Origin of the sequence: Agromyces fucosus (genome assembly GCF_004134865.1) — a bacterium.
Taxonomy (GTDB): Bacteria; Actinomycetota; Actinomycetes; order Actinomycetales; family Microbacteriaceae; genus Agromyces; species Agromyces fucosus.
In genome coordinates this window covers 173673-195271 of sequence record NZ_SDPO01000004.1, presented here as the reverse complement: position 1 = coordinate 195271, position 21599 = coordinate 173673, and the positions used below count along the sequence as shown (strand labels likewise).

The 21599-nt window shown below is 69.2% G+C and carries 18 protein-coding genes and 1 pseudogene; 15 read left to right on the top strand and 4 right to left on the bottom strand.

From position 1 onward, the window contains the following. From ESP57_RS16430 to ESP57_RS16405, 5 genes are all read left to right on the top strand, one after another. Complete coding sequence (locus ESP57_RS16430; RefSeq protein ID WP_207904577.1) at positions 1–633, top strand: CoA transferase subunit B; 633 nt, start codon at positions 1–3, stop codon at positions 631–633. 329 nt (positions 634–962) lie between these two features. Next, positions 963–1466 (top strand): hypothetical protein, encoded by a 504-nt coding sequence (locus tag ESP57_RS16425; protein ID WP_129232297.1) that lies wholly within the window; start codon positions 963–965, stop codon positions 1464–1466. Positions 1467–1645: 179 nt separating this feature from the next. Beyond that, a complete protein-coding gene (locus ESP57_RS16415; RefSeq protein WP_129232295.1) occupies positions 1646–2209 on the top strand; it encodes a hypothetical protein in 564 nt (187 codons plus the stop codon). 87 nt (positions 2210–2296) lie between these two features. Beyond that, complete coding sequence (gene ispG / locus ESP57_RS16410) at positions 2297–3427, top strand: flavodoxin-dependent (E)-4-hydroxy-3-methylbut-2-enyl-diphosphate synthase (protein ID WP_129232294.1); 1131 nt, start codon at positions 2297–2299, stop codon at positions 3425–3427. Positions 3428–3502: 75 nt separating this feature from the next. Next, positions 3503–3694 carry a hypothetical protein gene (locus tag ESP57_RS16405; RefSeq protein WP_056013947.1) on the top strand — a complete coding sequence of 64 codons (192 nt, stop codon included), beginning with the start codon at positions 3503–3505 and terminating at the stop codon, positions 3692–3694. Between the two features lie 24 nt (positions 3695–3718). On the opposite strand, the gene ESP57_RS16400 is transcribed toward ESP57_RS16405, so the two are convergent. Beyond that, the gene (locus ESP57_RS16400) at positions 3719–5155 is read right to left on the bottom strand and encodes an RNB domain-containing ribonuclease (protein ID WP_129232293.1); all 1437 of its coding nucleotides are present in this window, start codon (positions 5153–5155) and stop codon (positions 3719–3721) included. Between the two features lie 26 nt (positions 5156–5181). Here ESP57_RS16400 and ESP57_RS16395 point away from each other — a divergent pair, with 26 nt between their 5' ends. Together ESP57_RS16395 and ESP57_RS16390 are read left to right on the top strand one after the other, a co-directional pair. Next, on the top strand, positions 5182–5400 hold the full coding sequence (locus ESP57_RS16395) for a hypothetical protein (protein ID WP_056013941.1): 219 nt from the start codon (positions 5182–5184) through the stop codon (positions 5398–5400). A 55-nt stretch (positions 5401–5455) separates the two neighbouring features. Continuing rightward, complete coding sequence (locus ESP57_RS16390; protein ID WP_207904576.1) at positions 5456–7219, top strand: proline--tRNA ligase; 1764 nt, start codon at positions 5456–5458, stop codon at positions 7217–7219. 60 nt (positions 7220–7279) lie between these two features. Here ESP57_RS16390 and ESP57_RS16385 read toward each other — a convergent pair whose 3' ends face one another. After that, positions 7280–8803: an alanine/glycine:cation symporter family protein gene (locus tag ESP57_RS16385; protein ID WP_129232292.1), complete on the bottom strand. Its 1524-nt coding sequence runs from the start codon at positions 8801–8803 to the stop codon at positions 7280–7282. Between the two features lie 214 nt (positions 8804–9017). Between ESP57_RS16385 and ESP57_RS16380 the strand changes: the two genes are divergently transcribed. Next, positions 9018–11042: a PhoX family protein gene (locus tag ESP57_RS16380; protein WP_129232500.1), complete on the top strand. Its 2025-nt coding sequence runs from the start codon at positions 9018–9020 to the stop codon at positions 11040–11042. Positions 11043–11117: 75 nt separating this feature from the next. Here the strand turns inward: ESP57_RS16380 and ESP57_RS16375 are convergent, their stop codons facing one another. Next, entirely contained in the window at positions 11118–12731 is a 1614-nt protein-coding gene (locus ESP57_RS16375; RefSeq protein ID WP_129232291.1) for a flavin monoamine oxidase family protein, read from the bottom strand. A 161-nt stretch (positions 12732–12892) separates the two neighbouring features. Here ESP57_RS16375 and ESP57_RS16370 point away from each other — a divergent pair, with 161 nt between their 5' ends. The 5 genes from ESP57_RS16370 (at position 12893) to rbfA (ending at position 18460) form a co-directional block, all read left to right on the top strand. After that, on the top strand, positions 12893–13450 hold the full coding sequence (locus ESP57_RS16370) for a helix-turn-helix domain-containing protein (protein WP_056013932.1): 558 nt from the start codon (positions 12893–12895) through the stop codon (positions 13448–13450). 143 nt (positions 13451–13593) lie between these two features. Beyond that, complete coding sequence (nusA, locus tag ESP57_RS16365) at positions 13594–14592, top strand: transcription termination factor NusA (RefSeq protein WP_056013929.1); 999 nt, start codon at positions 13594–13596, stop codon at positions 14590–14592. 77 nt (positions 14593–14669) lie between these two features. Continuing rightward, on the top strand, positions 14670–14933 hold the full coding sequence (locus ESP57_RS16360) for a YlxR family protein (protein WP_115962395.1): 264 nt from the start codon (positions 14670–14672) through the stop codon (positions 14931–14933). An 83-nt stretch (positions 14934–15016) separates the two neighbouring features. After that, positions 15017–17845, top strand: a complete 2829-nt coding sequence (gene infB / locus ESP57_RS16355; protein ID WP_056013926.1) for a translation initiation factor IF-2 — start codon at positions 15017–15019, stop codon at positions 17843–17845. A 126-nt stretch (positions 17846–17971) separates the two neighbouring features. Further along, positions 17972–18460, top strand: a complete 489-nt coding sequence (gene rbfA / locus ESP57_RS16350; RefSeq protein WP_115962401.1) for a 30S ribosome-binding factor RbfA — start codon at positions 17972–17974, stop codon at positions 18458–18460. Here rbfA and ESP57_RS16345 read toward each other — a convergent pair whose 3' ends face one another. Further along, positions 18461–19351: an HhH-GPD family protein gene (locus tag ESP57_RS16345; RefSeq protein WP_129232290.1), complete on the bottom strand. Its 891-nt coding sequence runs from the start codon at positions 19349–19351 to the stop codon at positions 18461–18463. Between the two features lie 47 nt (positions 19352–19398). Between ESP57_RS16345 and ESP57_RS18515 the strand changes: the two genes are divergently transcribed. Continuing rightward, on the top strand, positions 19399–20001 hold the full coding sequence (locus tag ESP57_RS18515) for a nucleoside/nucleotide kinase family protein (RefSeq protein ID WP_056013917.1): 603 nt from the start codon (positions 19399–19401) through the stop codon (positions 19999–20001). Between the two features lie 271 nt (positions 20002–20272). Continuing rightward, positions 20273–21599, top strand: a pseudogene (locus ESP57_RS18635) (hypothetical protein); the annotation flags it as partial.

The following is a 21599-nucleotide window of genomic DNA, read 5'->3' as shown; positions in this document are numbered from 1 at the left end:
ATGGCACTGACCCGCTTCGAGATGGCCGCGAGAGCCGCCCGGGAACTCGCCGACGGCTCGTACGTCAACCTCGGCATCGGGCTGCCGACGCTCGTGCCGAACTACGTGCCCGACGGGGTCACGATCCTGCTGCAGTCCGAGAACGGCATCCTGGGCGTCGGGCCGTACCCGACCGACGATGCGGTCGACCCCGACCTCATCAACGCAGGCAAGGAGACGGTGACGGTGCTGCCCGGAGCCGCGTACTTCGACTCGGCGACGAGCTTCGGCATGATCCGCGGCGGCAAGATCGACGCCGCCATCCTCGGCGCCATGCAGGTGTCCGCGACGGGCGACCTCGCCAACTGGATGATCCCCGGCAAGATGGTCAAGGGTCCGGGCGGCGCGATGGACCTCGTGCACGGCGCCCGCAAGGTGGTCGTGCTCATGGAGCACGTCGCGAAAGACGGCTCGGCGAAGATCGTGAACGAATGCTCGCTGCCGCTCACCGGTCGCGCGGTCGTGCATCGCATCATCACCGACCTCGCCGTCATCGACGTGACGCCCGAGGGCCTGCGCCTCGTCGAGTGCGCCCCGGGGGTGACCGTCGACGAGGTCGTCGCCGCCACCGAGCCGCCGCTCATCGTGGGCTGAACGGGACCGACGACGCCCGCCGCGCGCATCAGTGGATTCCCTGACGCTCGGCGCTCGCACCGTGCCTGATACTGGTTCGAACAACCAAGCGGAGGATCATGAACGGTTTCACAGGCGTTCGCGCTGCAATCGTCGCTACCGGTACGTTCGTTCTCACGGCGGTCCTGCTCACGGGGTGCACGGCTGCTCCGGTGGCGCCATCGCCGTCGACCGTCGCCAGTGAAGCACCGAGTCCCATCGCGACGGCTGCTGTGGAGCCGATCGACACGGTCGTCGCGCTGGTCGCACGACCTGAAGCGCTCGAGATGCGGGACGCTTCTGGTGCGGTGGTGACAGAACTCGATTATCTCGGCGACGTCGACGCCGCGATCGCCACGATCGAGCGTGTGCTCGGTGAAGCACCGGTCGACGAGGAATTCCCCGGCGGGAGTCACAATTCGCCGAGCACCGCGCACCGCTGGGGTGCGTTCGAACTCTGGGAGCGGCGCTACGTCGACAACTGGTCGGAATTCGCGAGCCGGGAGCGCACGCTGTATCGGCCGAGCTTCAGCGTCGTGTTCACCGGCCCCGAAGTCGCGGGTGTCGCGCTCACGACCGAAGATGGGATCGTAGCCGGAACCTCGTGGACGGACCTCCAAGCGATGCCCGGGCTTCAGCTGAATCCGAGCGGATGCTCCGGCCCATACCTCGACTACACGGCCTACGACGAGTCGTGGCCCGACGGCACGGTTCACGAGCAGCGCTACGGCGTCGACTTCATCGCGAACGATGACGCGAGCGCCATCCTTCGGGTCCGAGCACCGCTCGCCATCCACGAAGAGGGCTGCGCGTGAAGGACTCGCTGCCGACAACGCGACTTCGGTCGCCGATCGGGTGGGGTCTCTCTGCCATTGCAGTTGTCATGACGGCGGCATTGAGCGGATGCTTCGGGCCGCCGCCGACGCCCACGCAGAGTCCTGTGCCCCCGGCGAGTACGGCTCCGACGCCGACCCCCACGCCGACCCCGACGCCCGTGGCCGAACCGCTGGCTGCAGTCACCGCAATGGTCGTGCGGCCGCAGTCGCTCGAGCTCCGGGACGACGAGGGCGCTGTCGTCGCTGCCCTCGACTACATGTCGGCGCCTGCCGACGCGATAGCCGTGCTGACCGACCTGTTCGATGTGCCGCCGGTGGACGAGTCGTATCGTGGCACGAACCACACCCCGCCCGGAGTGTTCCACTCCTGGGACGAATTCGTGCTCGACGAACGGTTCTACGACGAAGAGCGTCGTGACGGCGGAGCCTTCGACTACGTCTGGCCGCGCTTCGCCGTGTACTTCGACGGGCCGAGCGCGCGCGGGTTCGATCTCGTCAGTGAACAAGGAATTCATGCTGCAGATGCATGGTCGACGCTCTCGGGTGACCCGGTCTTCGATGCGAACCTCTGGACGTGCGTCGGGACGCCGATCGAGACCGTCGATTTCGCTCGTCCGGATGGCCAACCCGAAACGGCGACGGTCGTCGCCACGCCGACGGACGACGGATCCGTCGTCAAATGGCTCGGGGCGCCCGTCATGATCGCCGACGGTTGCGCGTGAGGCTCGAACGAGTCCGGGATGCCGCTTCGCAGCCGACGACCACTCGCGCCGAAGTAGACTCGTCTCGTGCCTGCTGTGAATCTCGGAATGCCCAAAGCCCCTGAGGTACTGGCCCCGCGACGCAAGTCCCGCCAGATCAAGGTGGGCAAGGTGCTCGTCGGCGGTGACGCCCAGGTGAGCGTGCAGTCGATGACGACGACGCCGACGACGAACATCAACGCCACGCTGCAGCAGATCGCCGAGCTCACGGCATCGGGCTGCGACATCGTGCGCGTCGCCGTACCGAGCCGCGACGACGCCGAGGCGCTGCCGATCATCGCGAAGAAGAGCCAGATCCCGGTCATCGCCGACATCCACTTCCAGCCGAACTACGTCTTCCAGGCGATCGATGCCGGTTGTGCCGCGGTACGCGTCAACCCCGGCAACATCCGCAAGTTCGACGACAAGGTCGGCGAGATCGCGGCGGCGGCGAAGGCGGCCGGCGTGAGCCTGCGCATCGGCGTCAACGCCGGATCGCTCGATCCGCGACTGCTGCAGAAGTACGGCAAGGCGACGCCCGAGGCGCTCGTCGAGTCGGCGGTCTGGGAGGCCAGCCTCTTCGAGGAGCACGACTTCCACGACTTCAAGATCTCGGTCAAGCACAACGACCCCATCGTCATGGTCAAGGCCTACCGACTGCTGGCCGAGCGAGGCGACTGGCCGCTGCACCTCGGCGTCACCGAGGCGGGCCCGGCATTCCAGGGCACGATCAAGTCGGCCACCGCGTTCGGCATCCTCCTCGGCGAGGGCATCGGCGATACCATCCGCGTCTCGCTTTCGGCTCCGCCGGTCGAAGAGGTCAAGGTGGGCCTGCAGATCCTGCAGTCGCTGAACCTCCGCGAGCGCAAGCTCGAGATCGTCTCGTGCCCGTCGTGCGGCCGCGCGCAGGTCGACGTCTACAAGCTCGCGAACGACGTCACCGATGGCCTCGAGGGCATGACCGTGCCACTCCGCGTCGCCGTCATGGGCTGCGTCGTCAACGGCCCGGGCGAGGCCCGTGAGGCCGACCTCGGCGTGGCATCCGGCAACGGCAAGGGCCAGATCTTCGTCAAGGGCGAGGTCATCAAGACTGTGCCCGAGTCCGAGATCGTCGCGACCCTCATCGAGGAGGCCAACCGCATCGCCGACGAGATGGGTGCCGACGCGCCGGTCGGCACTCCTGAGGTGCTCACCCCGTAGTCGCGAGCGCCGCCCGAGCGTATGGTGGGCGGCACACGGGTGCCCAGGAGCATCCGATCGCGAGAGGAGACCGCGATGAGCGGTGACGGCAGCGAGTTCGAGTACCCCGATGCGGCGGGCTACCCCGACGGCATGGGCACCCTGCACGAGGGCATCGACGACGGCCCGGACGGCACCGATGCGGATGCCGAAGCGGCCGCGACGGCGACCGAGGGCGACCTCGAGGAGTTCGCCCTCGACGACGAGGAAGACGACGAGGGCGTCTGACCGCGAGGCGCGTCGCCGAGCGCGTCAGTCGGATGCTGCGACGGCCCCGAACTCGATCGTGCCCGTGGCGATGTCGGCTGCGAGCAGCACCACCTCGAGTGCGGTGCCGGCGCGAACGCCGACGGGTGCAGGGCACATCGCCGTGACCGCGGGTTCGGCGAGCTGCAGCACCACTCGCTCACCGCGCACCTCGAGCACCGTCGCGCGGAAGTGTTCGCCGACGCGAGCGCTGAGCAGTGCGGCTTCGACTCGCGCGATCGACTCGGCCTCGAGCCGGCCGGCGCGCTGCGAGGAGGCGCCCATGAGCGAGGGCAGTTCGTGGAGCGAGGCACGGGCCCAATCGGGCACCTCGCGTTTCGCGCAGAGCGCCTCGCAGACGACGAGCCCCCACCGGTCGACGAGGCGGCGCAGCGGCGCCGTGACATGGGCGTACGGCGCCGCGAGTGCGGATTGGATCGGATCGGGCGGGACCTCGCCGTCGACGGCGAGGTAGCCGGCACCTCGGAAGAGTCCGGACGCCGCCTGCATCACCGCGAGCGAGGCGGGGTCGTCACGGTCGAGCCCGCGGAGGTATTCGCCGTAGGAGACGGTCTCGGGCCAGGGCAGTCCGAGCGCGCGGGTCTGCGCGCGGAAGGCCGTGGTGCGTTCCTCGCTCGGCTTCGGCATCGTGCGGAGCACGCCGACGCGGGCGTCGAGCATGAGTTGCGCCGCCGCCATGCCGGTCATGAGCGAGAGCTGCGCGTTCCACTGCTCGACCGGCAGTGGGTGGCGGCGCTCGAGGGAGTAGCCGCCGTCGGCGGTGCGCACGATCTCCTCATCGGGGGAGTTGAGGCTCGCGCCGCCGCGAGCACGTTCGAGCTCGATGCGCAGCATCCCGACCTCCCGCAGCAGTGCGAGCGGGGAGTCGCCGTCGCCGGCATCGATGCGCGCCTGTGCCTCGTCGTACGTGAGCTGTTCGCGCGATCGCACCATCGCCCGGGTGAGTCCGGTCGACGCCACCTCGCCCTCCTCGTCGAGCTCGAACGCCCAGACGAAGGCGCTCCGATCCGCGTCCGGCAGCAGCGACGCACGGTCCTCGCTGAGCACCACCGGATGCAGTGGTACCCGGCCGTCGGCGGCGTAGAGCGTCTGGCCCCTGCGCCGGGCCTCGAGGTCGACGGCGCCGCCCGGGTACACCCAGCCCGGGACATCCGCGATCGCGTAGTGCACGAGGAAGCCGCCGGCCAGGCGTTCGATGCAGAGCGCCTGGTCGAGGTCGGTCGACCCCAGCGGGTCGATCGTGAGGAAGGCCAGGTGACGGAGGTCGGTAGCGGGGGCGGCCGCGCGCATCGACTCGGCCTCTGCGAGCACTTCGGGCGAGAAGGACTCTGGCACGTCGAGTTCGGCCCGGAGCTTGGCGAGGGCGACCGCCAATTCGCTCTGCGCGACGGACTCCGTGACGTGCGTTCGGCGGCTCGGCATGGCCCCAGCCTAGATAGAATCCGGGGATGACCATCAACAGCCGCCACCTCGAGAATGCCGCCAACGCCCGCGATGACGCGTACCACCTCATCGAGGAGTTCGAAGACGGCGACGTGCACCCTCGCGTGCTCGAGGTGCTCGAAAGCCTCGACACCGCGCTGTTCGACCTGATCAACTGGGCCGACCAGGTCACCCGCCACCTCGCGGAGAGCGGCGTCGAAGTGGTCGACGTCGACCTCACCTGAGTTCCTTCCGAGCACTCGGGCGGGAGGCATCCGCCGCGCTCAGTAGAATCGTCGGGTGCCCACACGCCTGACGAACTACTTCCTCCGTACGCTCCGCGAAGACCCCGCCGACGCCGAGGTCACGAGCCACCGACTGCTCGTGCGCGCCGGCTACATCAGGCGCCAGGCGCCAGGCGTGTTCGCATGGCTGCCGTTGGGCCTGCGCGTGAAGGCGAAGATCGAGGCGATCATCCGCGACGAGATGACGAACGCGGGCGCGCACGAGGTGCACTTCCCTGCGCTGCTGCCGCGCGAGCCCTACGAGGTCACGAACCGCTGGACCGAGTACGGCGACAACCTCTTCCGCCTGCAGGACCGCAGGGGAACCGACTACCTGCTCGCGCCGACGCACGAGGAGGTCTTCACGCTGCTCGTGAAGGACCTCTACAACTCGTACAAGGACCTGCCGCTGTCGATCTACCAGATCCAGGACAAGTACCGCGATGAGGCCCGGCCGCGCGCCGGTCTCCTGCGCGGCCGCGAGTTCACGATGAAGGACGCGTACTCGTTCGACATCTCCGACGAGGGACTCGACGCGAGCTACCAGGCGCAGCGCGACGCCTACGAGCGGATCTTCGCGCGGCTCGGCCTCGAGTACGTCATCGTCAAGGCGGATGCCGGTGCGATGGGCGGCTCGAAGAGCGAGGAGTTCCTGCACCCGACCCCCGTCGGCGAAGACACCTTCGTTCGCTCGGCCGGCGGTTACACGGCCAACGTCGAGGCGTTCGAGACGATCGTGCCCGAGTCGATCCCGTTCGAGGGACTGCCGGCACCCGTCGTGCTCGATTCGCCGAACACGCCCACGATCGCGACCCTCGTCGACCTCGCGAACGCCGAGTACCCTCGGCCCGACGGCCGCGCGTGGACCTCGGCCGACACCCTGAAGAACGTCGTGCTCGCTGTCGTGGCGCCCGACGGCACCCGCGAACTCGTCGTGATCGGCCTGCCCGGCGACCGCGACGTCGAGATGAAGCGCGTCGAGGTCGCGTTCGCTCCGGGTGAGGTCGAGCCCGCGACCGAGGCCGACTTCGCCAAGCACCCCGGACTCGTGAAGGGGTACATCGGCCCCTGGTCCGAGAGCGGCGCCGTGCTCGGCGAGGAATCCGCCACCGGCATCCGATTCCTCGTCGATCCGCGGGTCGTCGACGGCACCGAGTGGATCACCGGCGCCAACGTCGACCAGAAGCACGTCTTCGGGCTCGTCGCGGGCCGCGACTTCGTCGCCGACGGCACCGTCGAGGCATCCAACGTGCTGCCCGGCGACCCCGCGCCCGACGGTTCAGGCCCGGTCGAACTCGCCCGCGGCATGGAGATCGGCCACGTGTTCCAGCTGGGGCGCAAGTACGCAGAAGCGCTCGGCCTGAAGGTGCTCGACGAGAACGGCAAGCTCGCGACCGTCACGATGGGCTCATACGGCATCGGCGTCACGCGCATTCTCGCGATCATCGCCGAAGACAACAACGACGACAAGGGCCTCATCTGGCCGGCCGCCGTTGCGCCGTTCGACGTGCACGTGGTCGCGACCGGTCGTGACGAAGCGGTGTTCGAGGCGGCGGAGACGATCGTCGCCGAGCTCGAGGCATCCGGGTTCGACGTGCTCTACGACGACCGACCCAAGGTCTCGCCCGGCGTCAAGTTCGGCGACGCCGAGCTCATCGGCGTCCCGAAGATCGTGATCGCCGGCCGCGGCGTCGCCGAGGGCATCGTCGAGGTCTGGGACCGGGCGACGGGGGAGCGCACGCAGGTCGCGATCGGCGAGGTCGCCGCAGCGCTCGCCTGACGAACCGAGCTCACCCGAACCGCTCGCCCGGCGATCCGATCGATCGCCTGGGCGGGCGGTTCAGTGCTTCTCGCCGGTCTCGTGCTGCTCGTGCAGGTGGTCGCGGTGCTTCTCGGCCTCGTGCCGCAGCGTCGCGAGGTCGAGCGGGCCGGTGACGGTGAGCTCGTCCTCCCAGCACTCGATGCCGCCGACATCGGGCAGCAGGGCGCGGGTGAAGACGGGGTTCCGGCCATCCCGCCGCTGTCTGGTGTAGTCGCGCAGCAGGCGGAAGGCGATTCCCGAGAGCAATGCGATCGCCACCAGGTTGATGAGCGCCATGATGCCCATGATGCCGTCGGCGGTGTTCCAGATGAGATCCGAGGATGCCACCGAGCCGACGAAGATCGCGACGACGACGAGGATCCGATAGCCGGCGAGCACCGAGCGCCGCGGGGTGATGAACTCGATGTTGGACTCGCCGTAGTAGTAGTTGCCGAGGATCGAGCTGAAGGCGAGCAGGAAGATGATGACGCTCAGCGCGATGCTCGACCAGGCACCGAGATTCGACACGACGGCGTTCTGCGTCAGCCCGATGCCTCGTGTGGCGTTCTCGAGGTCGGGACTCGAGACCAGGATGATGAAGGCCGTGATCGAGCAGACCAGGAAGGTGTCGAAGTAGACGCCGAGCGTCTGCACGAGCCCCTGCTTCACGGGGTGCGTCACGGCGGCGCTCGCGCCGGCGTTCGGCGCGGAACCGAGCCCCGCCTCGTTCGAGAACATGCCGCGCTTCACCCCGGTCAACACGATCATGCCGAGCGTGGCGCCGACGACCTCGTTGAACCCGAACGCCTCGGTGAAGATCGAGGCGAACACCTCGGGGAACTTCTCGAAGTTCATGGCGACGATCACCAGGCCGAGCAGCAGGTAGAGCAGGGCCATGAGGGGCACGACGGCCTGGGTGACCGAGGCGATGCGGCGGACACCGCCGAACACGACGAGCGCGGTGAGCGCGGCGAGCACGAGGCCGACGACCCAGGAGACCCAGTCGGGAGCGCCGTCGGGGCTGATCGTCACGGCGACCGTCGCGCTGATCGTGTTGGCCTGGAGCGATGAGAACGCGAACGGGAAGCAGATGATGAGCACGATCGCGAAGAGCACGCCCATCCAGCGCGCACGCAGGCCGCGCTCCATGTAGTACGCCGGTCCGCCGCGGAAGCCGTCCTGGTCGCGCACCTTGAACAGCTGCCCGAGCGTGGACTCCACGAAGCTCGAGGCGCCGCCGACGAAGGCCATCAGCCACATCCAGAAGATCGCGCCCGGGCCGCCGATCGCGATCGCCGTGCCGACGCCCGCGATGTTCCCGACGCCGACTCGCGACGCCGCCGAGATGGTGAACGCCTGGAACGCCGACACCGATTGCGGCTCGCCTGCGGCGTCGCGCGGGGTCTTGTCGGTCAGCGTGCGGAACATCTCAGGGATCAGGCGGAACTGCACCACGCCGGACCGCACGGTGAAGTACACCCCGAGGATCACGACCACGGGCAAGACGATCCAGGTCCAGAGCACGTCGCCCCCGGCGAGCACCCATTCGTTCACGGCATCCATGTGCCCAGTATCGCGAGCGCGGCCCGGGTGCGGTGCGGCGGCGCGCCGCGGCGGGCATGAGGCGCGAGGCCCTCGATCGTTCACCGCGGGTTCACCCCTCGTTCAGCGGTCGTCCGAAGCGGATTCGGATTCCGCGAGCACTGTGCAGAAAGGCATCCCGACCCCCGAGCGTGAGGACCGATCTGTGACGATCACCGACATTCAGCTGTTCCCCATGGCCGATCACGTGCGAGGCAAGCGCTCGCCGGTGACCTGCCACTTCAAGTGCGGCAACGCCTGCCTGGGCCCCGAGTGCAACACCTCCGCGAACCCCGCCTTCCGCGAGATCGCCTCCGCCGCACTGTCGCGTCGGGCGCTCCTCGGCCTCGGCGCCGCCGGTGCGGTGGGCATCGCCCTCGCAGCTGCGTCGCCCGCCGGCTCGGCCCTCGCCGCTCCCGGCGGCGGAGCCTCCGGCGCGCTCGGCGGCCTCCCGTTCGATGCGATCTCGCCGGTGCCGAAGATCGTCGACGACTTCAACGTTCCCGAGGGCTACAGCTGGGCCCCCATCATCCGCTGGGGCGACCCGCTCTTCTCGGGGGTGCCTGCGCTCGACTTCGACCACCAGACGCCTGAGGCGCAGGCGGGCCAGTTCGGCTACAACTGCGACTACCTCGACATCATCGCCGACCGGAGCGGTCGCACGGGCGTGCTCGTGAACAACCACGAGTACGTGAACCCTGGCATCATGTTCGCGCCGACGAGCGACGCGGCCGAGCTCGACCGGCGCGCGGCGATCTACAAGGCGGCGCACGGCTTCTCCGTCGTCGAACTTCGCCGCAGCAAGCTCGGCCAGCCGTGGCGCTACCTGGTCGACGGGCGCCGCAACCGGCGCATCACGGCCGACACGGTGTTCGAGGCGACCGGGCCCGCGGCGGGCAGCGAGCTGCTGAAGACGGCCGAGGACCCCGAGGGCCGCTGGATCAAGGGCACGCTCGGCAACTGCGCTGGCGGAACCACCCCGTGGGGCAGCGTGCTGTCGGGTGAGGAGAACTTCGACGGCTACTTCGTCTGGGCGGCCGACACGGCCGGACAGAAGCGCTATCGGGCGACGCCGAGCACGAAGTCGACCTACACGTTCGAGCGCATCGACCCGCGCTTCAACGCCCACGACGCCGGCTTCGTGAACGAGCCGAACCGCTTCGGCTGGATCGTCGAGATCGACCCGGAAGACCCGGCATCGACGCCGCGCAAGCACACCGCGATGGGCCGGTTCAAGCACGAGGGCGCCAACGTCATCATCGCCGAAGACGGCCGCGCGGTCGCCTACATGGGCGACGACCAGACGAACGACTACCTCTACAAGTTCGTCTCCAGGGGCACCTTCGACCCGAAGAACACCCCCGTCGCCCGACGCAACAACCTGGGGCTGCTCAGCGAGGGTGACCTCTACGTCGCCAAGTTCGCGGGCAACTCGCCGGCGGCCGAGATCACCGGCACCGGCGCGCTTCCCGCCGACGGGCGCTTCGACGGCACGGGCCAGTGGATTCCGCTCACGCAGAACGGGGAGAGCGTCATTCCCGGCATGACGACCGAGGAAGTGCTCGTCTTCACGCGGCTCGCGGCCGACACGGTCGGCGCGACGAAGATGGACCGCCCCGAGGACGTGCAGCCCAACTCGAAGACGGGCAAGGTGTACGTCGCGCTCACCAACAACTCGTCGCGGACCCTCGCGACGATCGACGAGGCGAATCCGGTCACGGGCAACCGCAACGGGCACATCATCGAGCTGACCGAGACGGCGGGCCAGTCGGGTGCCACGTTCGGCTGGAGCATCCTGCTGCTCTGCGGCGACCCGGCGGTCGACCAGAACACCTACTTCGCCGGGTTCCCGAAGGAGCTCGTGTCACCCATCTCGTGTCCCGACAACCTCGCGTTCGACTCGGCGGGCAACCTCTGGATCTCGACCGACGGCGCACCCAGCAAGATCGGCTTCAACGACGGACTCTACAAGGTGCCGCTCGAGGGACCCGACCGCGGCCGCGTGCAGCAGTTCCTCTCGGTGCCGCGCGATGGCGAGACCTGCGGTCCGGTCATCCACGACCAGGAGGGAATGGTCTTCGTGGCCGTGCAGCACCCGGGCGAAGACGGGACGGTCGCCTCGCCGACCTCCTACTTCCCCGACTACGTGCCGTCCCACCGGCCCGAGAGCGGCCTCGTGGCGGCGCCCCGGCCCTCCGTCGTGCAGGTCTGGCGCGGCTAGCTCGCCACGACCAGCGCCGCGCTCGCAGAAGCGGGTGACGGATGCCGCGGCATCCGTCACCCGCAGCGCGTACGGCTACGCCGCGACGGCCTTCGCGGCCCGCTCACCGGACACGACGGCGCCGTTCAGGAAGCCGAAGTACTCGACGCTCGTGTGCTCGCCGGAGAAGTGCACGTTGCCCTCGGGTGTCGAGCCCGCACCGAAGAGCGAGGTGTACTGCCCGGGCCGCAGCACGGTGTACGCGCCCTTCGACCACGGGTTCGCCCACCAGAAGTCGCGATGCGACTTGCCGGTGTACGCCGCGGTCATACCGGGGAAGATCGGCTCGGTCTGCGCGAGGAGCCCGCTGACCTGCGCGGCGCTCGCCGGGCCGAACACGTTTCCCGTCCAGGCCTTCACCTGGTCGCCGGAGGGGAAGTAGTTGAACACGCCGGTCGGCAGCGGGTGGTCGGCGGTGTCGTCCCAACCGCACTGGAATCCGCTCTTGTTCGTGTATGCGGCGCCACCGTATCCCTGCTCGACCCACGGGCGGTGGCTGACCTGCACGTGCACCTTCGCGTTCGCGCCGAGGCCGACCTCGTCGATCGCGCGGAGCTTGAGCGCCGAGAAGCCCGACTGCGTGAGGTCGCAGTCGCGCAGGGTGGTGAACGGGAGGGCGAGGATGGCTCGGTCGGCGGTCTGGTCGACGGTCGAGTTGCCGACCCGGAAGCTGAGCCGCACGGTGCCGTCGGTGTTGCGCTTGACGGCGGTGAGCTTGTAGCCGTAGCGCACGGTGTTCGCCGGCAGCTCCTCGAGCATGCGGGAGACCAGCAGGTCGTTGCCGCCGTTCACGGAGTACTTCTCGTCGGCGCCGTTGACTGGCGAGAGGCTGTTCTGCGCGTTCCACCCGAGCAGGTAGATGAGACTCAGCGCCGACTGCTCGTGCGGTTCGAGCCCGTACTCGCTCATCACGTTCGACTGCATGAGCTTGGCGAAGCGGCTCGAGAGCCCGCCGGGCACGTTGGCGGCGAGCCACTGGTCGACGTTCAATTGGTCGAGGGCGACGCCGGCCGCCGTGTGGTTGTCGTAGGTCTGGCAGTACGGCGCGCTCGCGAGTGCCGCCTTGAAGGCCTGGTAGACGACTCCCCAGTCGGCGTTCGCGTCGTCGTAGGGGTAGTCGGCTCCGTCGATCCAGTACTTGTCGTCCCACCCCTGGTAGCTGCCCCCGGCGACGACGTCGAGGCTCAGGCCCAGGTTCGCCGCGAGGTTGCGGGTGGCGTTGTGGTCGGTGTTGATGAGTGCGCCGCCGTGTTCGACGACGATGCCGTCGTCGAAGTATCCGCGCAGGCTGTAGCAGCGGCCGCCGGCCCTGGCGCTGCCCTCGTAGATCGTCGAGGCGATGCCCTTCACGCGCCAGAGCCAGTGGGCGGCGCGCACGCCGGCGAGACCTGCGCCGACGATCAGGACTCGTGGTGCCGGGCCGGGCTTGGCCACCGCGGCGTGGGCGGGCGTCGCCATGGCGAGGGCGGCGCCGGCACCGATCGCACCGCCGGCGATGAGCGCGTTGCGCCTGCTGATGCCGTCGGGAGCCTCCGCTGTGCGCCCGAGCACGTCGTCGACGGGGACGCCCGTGCGATCGGCTTCGGCGTGCACGCGGAGGATGCGGCCGAGCCGTGCGCTGAGCGGGGTGGTGCCTCGGGAACCTGTCATGATGAGAGCCTCGCAATCCGTGTTGGTTGGGATCAGTGCTGCTTAACATGTTGCTTAGTGCAATTGAGCAGGATGCCTCGTGGCGCGTCAAGCCCCAACTTCTCGCGTCGGCGGCCGAACGGCGGCCCGCGACATCCGCGAGACGGTGACTGGAGGTGGGAATGACCGGCAACGACGTCGGCGACCAGGTGCGTCGCTACCGGGTCGCCCGGCGGATGTCGCAGCGCGCCCTCGGCGAGCAGGCCGGCGTCACCTCGGGGTTCCTCAGCCAGCTCGAGACGGGCCGGGCCAATGCGAGCATCTCGACGCTGCGCCGCCTCGCCGACGCGCTCGGCGTCGGCCTCGCCGACCTCGTCGAACCCGGCCCGGTGTCGGCGGCTCGCGTCGTGCGAGCGGGCCTCCGGCGCACGCTCTCCGCGAGCGACGGCATGACGAAGACCTTCCTCACCGAGCCGCCGTTCGGGCACCTCGAGATGTACGCGGTCACCATGGAACCCGGGGGATCGACCGGCCCGAGCCAGTATCGGCACGGCGACTCCGAGGAGGTGCTGCTCGTGCTGCGGGGACGCGTTCGCGTCGAACTCGCCGACGAGGTGCACGAGCTCGAAACCGGCGACAGCATCGTCTTCGCGAGCAGCACGCCCCACCGGGTGGCGAACGGCGGCGACGGCGAGGCCGAGCTCGTCTGGGTGAACAGTCCGCCCACGCCCGCCGATTGAGGACCCCGTGCGACGACGGGGGTCGTCGATGGCGTGTCGCGGCGTCCAGCATGGCTGACCGGGGGCCGCGACATCCGGTACCGTAGAGTCCTGTCCGCTCCGAGGGGAAGCGGCGCGAGAGCTGAATAGAGGAGGCCGGGTTCATGGATATCGACCTCAGCGTGCTGCGGATGATGGAGCGCGAGAAAGAGATCCCATTCGACGAGCTGGTGGAGATCATCGAGCAGGCCATTCTCATGGCGTACTTGAAGCACACCCATCCCGACCAGCACGGCCACGCGAACCCCGATGGCGCCCGTGCGCACCTCGATCGCAAGACCGGCCACGTCTCGGTGTTCGTCCCCGAGCTCGATGAAGAGGGCAACGTCGTCGGCGAGGCCGAAGACAGCCCGAGCGACTTCGGCCGCATCGCCGCGTTCGCCGCGAAGCAGGTCATCAACCAGCGACTGCGCGACATCGCCGACGACGCCGTGCTCGGCGAGTTCCGCGGGCGCGAGGGCGACATCGTCGCCGGCGTCATCCAGCAGGGGCCGAACCCGCGCATGGTGCACATCGACCTCGGCTCGGTCGAGGCGATCCTGCCTCCTGAAGAGCAGGTGCCCGGCGAGGAGTACCTGCACGGCCAGCGCATCCGCGTCTACGTGACGAGCGTGGCCAAGGGCCTCAAGGGCCCGTCGATCACCGTCTCGCGCACCCACCCGGCCCTCGTTCGCAAGCTCTTCGCGCTCGAGGTGCCAGAGATCGCCTCGGGTGTCGTCGAGATCGTCTCGCTCGCCCGCGAGGCCGGACACCGCACGAAGATCGCCGTGCGCGCGACCCAGCCCGGCGTGAACGCGAAGGGTGCCGCGATCGGCGAGCTCGGCCAGCGCGTGCGCGCCGTCACCGCCGAACTCGGCGCCGAGAAGATCGACATCGTCGACTGGAACGACGACCTGGCGACCTTCGTCGCGAGTGCGTTGAGCCCCGCGAAGGTCACGAGCGCGTTCGTGATCGACGAGGCGACGCGCGCCGTGCGCGCCCTCGTGCCCGACTACCAGCTCTCGCTCGCGATCGGCAAGGAGGGCCAGAACGCCCGCCTCGCCGCGAAGCTCACGGGGGCGAAGATCGACATCCAGCCCGACTCCGTCCTCGAGTCCGACTGAGTCCAACGGCCGCCGAGCGGTCGCCGCCATGTCCACCGATCGGCCGCCGTCGGCGGCCGCACAGCGCAGAGTGTAAGATGGAACCCGTCAGAACGTGCATCGGATGCCGTTCGCGCGCCCCAAGGTCCTCACTTCTGAGGGTCGTCTCCCAGAACTCCCACGTCGTGGCCGATGTCACGGCTGTGCTTCCGGGCAGGGGTGCGTGGTTGCATCCGACACTCGAGTGCTACCGCCTCGCCGTTCGGAAGCGCGCCTTCGGGCGAGCGCTCCGCATTCGCGGCGAGGTGGACACCGGCAACGTAGAGAACAGGCTGAACCCACAAGTGATGACCAATGAGTGACAACTAATGAGCGGCTCGAAATGAGTCCCGTCCGCCATTGATGGTCTGCCCCTGTCCGGGCGCAGGCCCGGAACAGGAGAGAAGTGGCTGCCAAACCACGCGTACACGAGATCGCAAGCGAACTCGGTGTCGACAGCAAGATCGCCCTTGAGAAGCTCAAGGAGATGGGCGAGTACGTCAAGGGACCCTCGTCGTCCATCGAACCCCCCGTCGCGCGTCGCCTGAAGGCGGCGCTCGAGGCCGCCGGCGCGGCCGCTTCCGCAGCCCCTGCCGCATCGGCACCTGCGAAGCCGGCAGCGGCAACCGCCGCGAAGCCCGGTGCCAAGCCCGGCCCGAAGCCGGCCCCGAAGGCTCCGGCCGCTCCCGAGGCTCCGGCCCCGGCTCCGGTCGAGGCGGCAGAGGCCCCCGTCGCCGAGGCGCCGCTCACGGTCGCCGAGCGCCAGGCCCAGGCCGAAGAGCGCGCAGCGCAGGCTGCAGCCGAGAAGTCGACGGATGCCCCGGCAGCCGCTTCGACCGCGGGTGACGGCGACGCCGTCAAGCCCGGTGGCGCCCCGAAGCCCGGTGCCGCTGCCGCGCCGCGTCCCGGCGCCCCCCGCCCCGCAGGCGGCGGCACGCCCCGACCCGGCAACAACCCCTTCTCGAGCTCGCAGGGCATGGGCTCGCGTCCCGCCCAGCCGCGCCCGGGCAACAACCCGTTCTCGAGCGCGCAGGGCATGGGCCAGCGCCCGAGCCCCGGCAACATCCCGCGCCCGCAGGCGCCGCGACCCGGTTCGCCGCGTCCCGGTGCTCCGCGTCCGGCCGGTGCAGGCGGTCGCCCCGGCGGCGGCTTCCAGCGCCCCGGCGGCGCAGGCGCCGGTGCAGGCGCCCGTCCCGGCGGTGCCGGCGGCGGCTTCCAGCGCCCCGGCGGCGCACCCGGCGGCGGCTTCGGCGGTCCGCGTCCCGCGGGTGGCGGCGGCCGTGGTCGCGGTCCCGGCGGCGGCACGGCAGGTGCCTTCGGTCGTGGCGGCGGCAAGAGCAAGTCGCGCAAGTCGAAGCGGACGAAGCGGGCCGAATTCGAGATGCGGGAGGCCCCGTCGCTCGGCGGCGTGAGCGTTCCCCGCGGCGACGGCAACACCGTCATCCGTCTGCGTCGCGGCTCGTCGATCTCCGACTTCGCCGACAAGATCGACGCGAACCCCGGTTCGCTCGTGACGGTGCTGTTCCACCTCGGTGAGATGGCCACGGCGACCGAGTCGCTCGACGAAGCCACCTTCCAGGTGCTCGGCGAAGAGCTCGGCTACAAGATCCAGGTCGTCTCGCCCGAAGACGAAGACCGCGAGCTCCTCGAGGGCTTCGACATCGACCTCGACCAGGAGCTCGAGGACGAGACCGACGAAGACCTCCAGCAGCGTCCTCCGGTCGTCACCGTCATGGGTCACGTCGACCACGGTAAGACGCGACTCCTCGACGCGATCCGCAACGCGAACGTCGTGGCAGGCGAGGCCGGCGGCATCACCCAGCACATCGGTGCGTACCAGGTGCACACCGAGCACGAGGGCATCGACCGCGCGATCACCTTCATCGACACCCCGGGTCACGAGGCGTTCACCGCCATGCGTGCACGTGGTGCGCAGGTGACCGACATCGCGATCCTCGTGGTCGCGGCCGACGACGGCATCATGCCGCAGACGGTCGAGGCGCTGAACCACGCGCAGTCGGCGAACGTGCCGATCGTGGTCGCGGTGAACAAGATCGACAAGCCCGACGCCAACCCGGCGAAGGTGCGCCAGCAGCTCACCGAGTTCGGCCTCGTCGCCGAGGAGTACGGCGGAGACGTCATGTTCGTCGACGTCTCGGCCCGCGAGAACATCGGCATCCAGGACCTGCTCGACGCAGTGCTCCTGACCGCCGACGCCGGGCTCGACCTCCGCGCGAACCCGAACAAGGACGCCCGCGGTGTCGCCATCGAGGCGAAGCTCGACAAGGGCCGTGGTGCGGTCGCGACCGTGCTCATCCAGTCCGGAACGCTGCGCGTCGGCGACGCGATCGTCGCAGGCACGGCCTACGGCCGCGTTCGTGCGATGGTCGACGAGAACGGCGACGCCGTGGCGGAGGCCACCCCGTCGCGTCCCGTACAGGTGCAGGGCCTCTCAAGCGTCCCGCGCGCCGGCGACACCTTCCTCGTCACCGAGGAGGACCGCACCGCGCGTCAGATCGCCGAGAAGCGAGAGGCCGCAGAGCGCAACGCCCAGCTGGCCAAGGCGCGCAAGCGCATCTCGCTCGAGGACTTCACCCGTGCGCTCGAAGAGGGCAAGGTCGAGTCGCTCAACCTCATCATCAAGGGTGACGTGTCGGGTGCCGTCGAGGCACTCGAGGAGTCGCTCATGAAGATCGAGGTCGACGACAGCGTGCAGCTGCGCATCCTCCACCGCGGCGTCGGTGCCATCACCGAGAGCGACGTGAACCTCGCGACGATCGACAACGCGATCATCGTGGGCTTCAACGTGCGTCCCGACACGAAGGCGCGCGAGCGCGCCGCTCGCGAGGGCGTCGACATCCGCTTCTACTCGGTGATCTACAACGCCATCGACGAGATCGAGGACTCGCTCAAGGGCATGCTCAAGCCCGAGTACGAAGAGGTCCAGTCGGGCGTCGCCGAGATCCGCGAGGTGTTCCGCTCCTCGAAGTTCGGCAACATCGCCGGTGTCATCGTGCGGTCGGGAACGATCACGCGAAACGCCAAGGCTCGTGTCATCCGCGATGGCGTCGTCGTCGGCGACAACCTCGCGATCGAGTCGCTGCGTCGTTTCAAGGACGACGTCACCGAGGTCCGCACGGACTTCGAGGCGGGCATCGGCCTCGGCAAGTTCAACGACATCCAGGTCGGCGACGAGATCGAGACCATCGAGATGCGGGAGAAGCCCCGGGCGTAGATCGTGTGCAGGGGTTCCCGTTCTTCACTCCGGTGAAGAGCGGGGACCCCTACCCCGATTCATCGGAGTGAAGAATCAGGAACCCCAAGGGTGCAACGCCCCGGGGGAGAAGAAGGGCTGAGGGACATGGCGGATCCGGCACGGGCCAGGAAGATGGCCGATCGCATCAAGGAGATCGTGGCCAAGCGGCTCGACAAGGGCCTGCGCGACCCGAGACTCGGGTTCGTCACGATCACCGACGTCCGCGTCACGGGCGACCTGCAGCACGCGAGCATCTTCTACACGGTGTACGGCACCGACGAGGAGCGCGAAGACTCGGCCAAGGCCCTCAAGGCCGCGACCGGGATGCTCCGCAGCGAGGTCGGACGCAACATCACGGCGCGGCTCACCCCGTCGCTCGAGTTCATCGCCGACGCGATCCCCGAGAACGCCGAGCACATCAGCGCACTCCTCCGCGAGGCGCAGACGCGCGACGCCGAGACGGCGTCGCTCGCCGCGACGGCCGAGTACGCCGGCGAGGCCGACCCGTACGTGAAGCCCCGCGAGTTCGACGAGGACGGCGAAGAGATCTTCGACGGCGACGACAGCGTCGACGAATCGGATGCCGCGCGCTGATCAGCCCTCGGGCAGCCGGTAGCCGTCGTCGTCACGAACGGCGAGTCCGTCGGCGACGAGCGTCATGAGCGCACGGTCGAGCTGTGCGACGTCGGCCCAGACGGGCTCGAACTCGCCTCGTCCGACGGGGCGGTGCGCCGCCCTGAGCTCGCGCATGACGAGTCCGCGCACCTGGCGGTCGGAGCCCTCGAAGCGCGCCTGCACGGCCTTCCTCGGGCCCGTGTAGGCGGGGTAGCCGGCGTCGCGCCAGGCGCAGGAGCCGGCGATCGGGCACGCACCGCACTCAGGCGCCCGCGCCGCGCAGACCGTGGCCCCGAGCTCCATGGCGCCCGCGTTGAACCGGCGGGCTTCGTCGTCGTCGCGGGGGAGCAGCTCCGCCATCGCGGCGAGGTCCTGCTTCGTCGACGGCGGCCCTGGCTCGGCCTGCCCCGAGACCGCGCGAGCGATGACCCGTCGCGTGTTGGTGTCGACGACCGGGACCCGCAGCCCGAAGGCGAACGCCGCGATCGCGCGCGCCGTGTACGGTCCGACGCCCTGCAGCGCGAGGAGCGCGTCGAGGTCGGCGGGCACCTCGCCGCCGTGCCGCTCGACGATCTCGACCGCCGCGCGATGGAGCCACAGCGCACGTCGCGGATACCCCAGCCGGTCCCACGCGCGCACCGCCTCCGACGGCGGCTCCGCCGCGAGGGCTGCGGGTGTCGGCCAGCGCTCGATCCACGCCTCCCACCGTGGCACGACCCTCGCGACCTGCGTCTGCTGCAGCATGAACTCGCTCACGAGCACGGCCCACGGGGAGACGTCGGCGGCGCGCCACGGCAGCGGCCGCGCGGCATCCGCGAACCAGGCGACGACCGCAGGCGCGATCGCGTCAGGGGTCGGCGTTCGGGGCATCCGTCCAGCCTACGGCGATGCGGATGTCCCGGAGCTAGGCTCATCGCATGAGGCTCGTCACCACGCCCCGGGTCACCTTCCTGCGCTCGATCGCCGACGAGGTGCTGCAGCACCACGGCCGCGGGCGCATGATCGTCGCGATCGACGGACCGCTGCGAAGCGGCAAGACCGAGCTCGCCGACGATCTCGCCGAGGTGCTCGCGGAACGCGACCACGCGGTGTTCCGCGCGAGCATGGAGGGCTTCCACCGTTCGCGGGAGGCGCAGGCGGTCTTCGGCGACGACACCCCTGATCGGTACTACCGGTACGGATTCGACGAGTCGGCACTGCGCCGCGTGCTCGTCGAGCCGTTCCGACTCGGCGGCTCGACCGCCTTCGTCACCCGGGTCTTCGATCCGACGCGGGACGCATGGGTGGAACCGAAGTGGATCACGGGGCCCGAGGACGCGATCCTCGTGCTCGACGGTCGATTCGTGCTCCGCCCGCGGCTCGCCGGCCTCTGGGACGTGCGCATCGCGCTCGACGGCGACCCCTTGGATCCTGCCGACCGGATCGCCTACGCCGAGAGCGACCCTCGTCTGGAGGCATCAGTGGTGATCGACAACAGCGACCCGGAGCATCCGCGTCGGCGCTTCTTCGACAGCTGCTGACCGGCCGCAGGGCCGTCGCAGCCCGGTTTGTCCCCCATTCGGGAGGAATTTCGTACCCCGATCGAGGAAAAGGGTGACGTGTCCCCGTTTCTGAGGACATAATGGGGGACACAGCCAAGCCCCCCGGCTACGCGAACCCGAAATCACCACCCGAACCACCCGACGTCAGTCGACGAGCGCACCGCGCCCGTCGGCGTCGCTGTGCGCCCCGAGCGCCGCCGTCACCTCGGATTCGACGACCCTGCCGGGCCGACCGATGGAGACACCCCGAATGAGCAAGCCCGGCGCCGCTCTGGCGCACGCCGACGGCGATGCCCGCACTCGTGTGCGATGGTCGTCACGACGCCCGTTCCGCCGCATCGCGGCCATCCTCACCTCACTCGCGCTCGGCGCGGGAATCGCCGTCGTCGGCGTCGCAGCGCCCGCGAGCGCGCACACCGGCGACCTCAAGGCCAATGCCGTCTGCAACACCGAGACCGGCATGTACGACGTGACGTACACGTTGACCCTCTCGAACGTGCCGAGCGGCAAGACCGGCACGACGATGTGGCGCGTCGGCACCACCAAGTTCGACGGGACGCCGAAGAGCGCGAAGGGCATGGACCGCGGGCCGATCTCGACGACCGGCAACAAGACCATCACGCTCGGTACCGAGCAGCTGGCCGGCGACACGAAGAGCTTCGGCCCCTGGGTCTACGCGTACACGACGTGGAACGGGGCGACCAAGGGATCCGACGGGCAGCTCAAGCAGCAGCTCGCGGGCGACTGCGGTGACGAGACGCCCGTGAAGAAGATCGAGTTCTGCCACGCGACCGGCAGTGCCTCCAACCCGTACGTGCGCATCGAGACGGCCGTCGAAGCCTTCTACAACGCGGGCCACATCGACCACAAGGGCGACATCTGGCCGGCATTCTCGTACAAGAAGCACGGCAAGGTCATCTCGGTGCCGGCACAGGGCGATCAGAGCCTGCTCGAGTACGAGGACTGCGTCAAGCCCGTCGTCAAGATCCCGGTCGAGGGCGCACCGACGTTCTCCGACACCTGCGGACCAGACAACGAGAAACTGACCGTGCCTGAAGACACGGCGAGGATCGACTGGAACTCATCGGAGTCGGACGGCGTCATCACGGTGACGGCGACGGCGAAGCCGGGCTACGAGTTCAAGAAGGGCGAGAAGACGACGTGGACGTTCACGATCGACGACAAGCCCTGCGTCGTGCAGGTCGTCGGCGCTCCCGCGTTCTCCGACAAGTGCGGTGCCGACAACGAGAAGTTGACGGTTCCCGAGGACACGGCGACGATCGACTGGAACTCGACCGAGGTCGATGGAGTCATCACGGTCACTGCGACGGCGAAGCCGGGCAACGTCTTCCCCGAGGGTGCGACGAAGGCATGGACCTTCACGATCGACGACAAGCCGTGCGTGATCGAGCTGGTCGGCGCCCCCGACTTCAGCGACAAGTGCGGTGCTGACAACGAGAAGTTGACGGTTCCCGAGGACACGGCGACGATCGACTGGAACTCGACCGAGGTCGATGGAGTCATCACGGTCACTGCGACGGCGAAGCCGGGCAACGTCTTCCCCGAGGGTGCGACGA